The organism is Bifidobacterium sp. POST2/T3 (B1), assembly GCF_058197115.1.
The window spans coordinates 1-2,557 of sequence record NZ_JBVPQK010000372.1 but is presented as its reverse complement, the minus strand read 5'-3'; the positions used below and the strand labels follow the sequence as shown (position 1 = coordinate 2,557).

The 2,557-nt window shown below is 59.6% G+C and carries 3 protein-coding genes; 1 reads left to right on the top strand and 2 read right to left on the bottom strand.

What is annotated here, in order from left to right:
- On the top strand, positions 1–210 hold a 210-nt coding region (locus AC0AP0_RS11760; protein WP_490429934.1), incomplete at its 5' end, for a PASTA domain-containing protein.
- A gap of 466 nt (positions 211–676) precedes the next feature.
- On the opposite strand, the gene AC0AP0_RS11755 is transcribed toward AC0AP0_RS11760, so the two are convergent.
- Complete coding sequence (locus AC0AP0_RS11755; RefSeq protein WP_144178613.1) at positions 677–1,792, bottom strand: class E sortase; 1,116 nt, start codon at positions 1,790–1,792, stop codon at positions 677–679.
- A complete protein-coding gene (locus AC0AP0_RS11750) occupies positions 1,793–2,548 on the bottom strand; it encodes a DUF881 domain-containing protein (RefSeq protein WP_046322142.1) in 756 nt (251 codons plus the stop codon).
- Positions 2,549–2,557 lie beyond the last annotated feature (9 nt).

Below are 2,557 nucleotides of genomic sequence, written 5' to 3'. Positions count from 1 at the left end.
CTGACCACGGCCATCAGCGTCCCAGTCATCGCCCCGGGCGAGACCTTGGGCAGCTACCGGCAGAAGCTGACCAACAGCGGTGTCAGCGCCGACAGAATCACTTCTGTCGGCAAGGACACGGACAAGGTGACCGCTGTAAGTCCCGGAGCCGGCAGCAAGGTGGACGACAACACCCCCATAACTGTGACCACCGTCAGCTCCACCAACTGATCGTATGACCCGGCGGCCACAGCATTGCCGCCGGGTCATATAGTTGGGTCATAAAGAGCCAGGCAGAGTGAATACGGGATGAATTAGAGCGATGGCTATTAGTCCGCGTCATTAGGCTGAGAACCGAGACTTTCGGTCACAAACATCAGTCATGACTTCTGCTGACAGACCAGAGCTCCAAGCGTTAACCGCCAGGACCCATCAGCCAATCCATAACGGTTGACCCATAACTGCCGGACTGGCCGCTTGCCAAGTCGCGTCGCCAGATTGCGACAAACCCGCATTGACTTGCAGCACTGCGTCATCAGGACCATGGCCGCTGGAGAGACGTAGACAAGACCTTTGCCTCTGCCTTTGCCTTTGGCAATTACTTCTGACAGTCGGCAAGACATGACTATCAATAAGCGGCGGGGTCGCAGAATCACACTGGATCCTGCGGCCCCGCCGCTTTTCCACGCCGCCTAGATCAGAAAGCGGAGTAGTTGGATATCTGTCTGAGCCAGGGCACGTTGCTGGCCAGCCATGGGAAGCCCCATTCCATCAAGGCACAGGTCAGAGCCAGCAGGAGCAGAATCAGCAGAAGCCAGCGAATCGGAGCTATGCCGGACTGGTGCCGCAGCAGCCAGCCGTAGAGGCTGATCATGGGCTGTGGCTTCTCGCCCTTGCGAATCTGCCGCAGCAAGGGGTAACGCCATGCAACCAGGGCCGCCAGGTAGATGATCAGATAGGCTGCTACCAAAACCAGGAAGACCGGTTGCAGGGAACCCACCCTGGCTATGACCGAGCCCTTGTCGTCTGCAAAGGCCACCTTGCTGCCTCTATCACCAAGCAGTTCCTTAGGCACCCCGTCGGACACCTTGGCCCAGTAGCCGAATTCGCCCCAGCTGATCCAGCGGTGGGTGGCCGTGGTGTACTTGGGCTCACAGGTGGTCAGTGTAATCATGCGCCGATCTGGAGCCTCGTTGGGCGAATAAGGGTTGGGGGCGATGACGCTGACCTCGTTGGCAGCCACGATCTTGTAGCGGGTGTAGTGGTAGACGTACCAGTAATCCTTGGTGCGCAGGACGATGGCATCGCCCACACGCAGCTGGTCCACATGGCCCAGCGGCTCACCATAGCCGGCGCGGTGTCCAGCAATAGCCATGTTGCCCAGCTCGCCCGGCATCTGCGTGTTGGAGTAGTGCCCCAGTCCCGCGTAGGCCAGATCCCTGGGCGACGTGCCCTGAACCACGTTGCGCTCCCAGCGCTGTCCAAAACGGGGGATGTAGATCTGGGCCATCAGATCGCCCTCTGAGGCGTGTTCGGGCTGTACCGGCGGCATTCCGCTCTGAGGCTTGGCCACCTTTCGGGTATCTCCCGATCCCGGGTCGCTCCAAGCGGTCGAGGCACGGGTCTCCAACTGCTGATGCTCGGACTGCACACCGGTCCACCAAAGCTGCCAAACCACGTAGAGGGCACAGATGACGGCCAGCGTCATCAGCAGCTCCCCCACGATTTCTGCTATCCCAACCGGCCACTTTCGTCGCTTATCGGCAGGTTTATCAACCGACATCCAGTCATTCTCCGAGTCTTCTGTCGTCATTTACCGTGCCTTCTCATCTAGAGATGCATACTGGAGTGGCTGCAGGACAGCCGTCGTCTCAGGGAATCTCAGATTGCCCGAAGATTCGACATTCCATCCCAGACCTACCGTATTCACGTACTCCTTGTAAATCTGGATGGATGGCGAAGCATTCAGGGACTTGGTCATCCGATCGACTGGTCCTATGGCCGAAATTTTATATGGCGGCGAGTACTTTCGACCGTGCAGCAGCAGCACATTGCCCACGCATCGCACGGCCGTGGTGGGCAGGACACGCTGGTCCTGAATCCTCATGGACTCGGCTCCCCCGGCCCAGAGCGCGTTGACCACACTCTCCACATCCTGCTGGTGGATGACGTAATCATTGATGTTGGCCGTCGATCCGTCGGACCCCACCTTCTGCTTCCAGAGCGGGGAATCATCGAGGGTTACCGTCAGTCCCGGCCCTTGGACGGCCTTGAGCACCGTGCCCGAACCGGGGTCCTCACGGGCCTGGTCCGAGTTGCCCTTGTCGTCGTCGGTGATGGTCTTCAGAGCGTTGATCTGCGAGCTCATGTCATTGATGTCCTTGCGCAGCTCCGCAGCCTTGTTCTCGCGCTCTTCCACCAGCCCGGCCGTATCCGAGGTGACCGTGACCGTCCTGTTGACACGGATATTGGTGGTCAGCATGTACCCGACCAGGGCCAGCACCACAGCCACGGACAATGTGCCGACCAGGGACCTGCGCGCTCCGTGCCGTCCCGTCCGTCTGGTCATAGGCATACC

Bases quoted from the DNA above. Each gene is read 5' to 3' on its own strand.
- AC0AP0_RS11755 (WP_144178613.1), bottom strand. From the start codon at position 1,792: ATGACGACAGAAGACTCGGAGAATGACTGGATGTCGGTTGATAAACCT.
- AC0AP0_RS11750 (WP_046322142.1), bottom strand. From the start codon at position 2,548: ATGACCAGACGGACGGGACGGCACGGAGCGCGCAGGTCCCTGGTCGGC.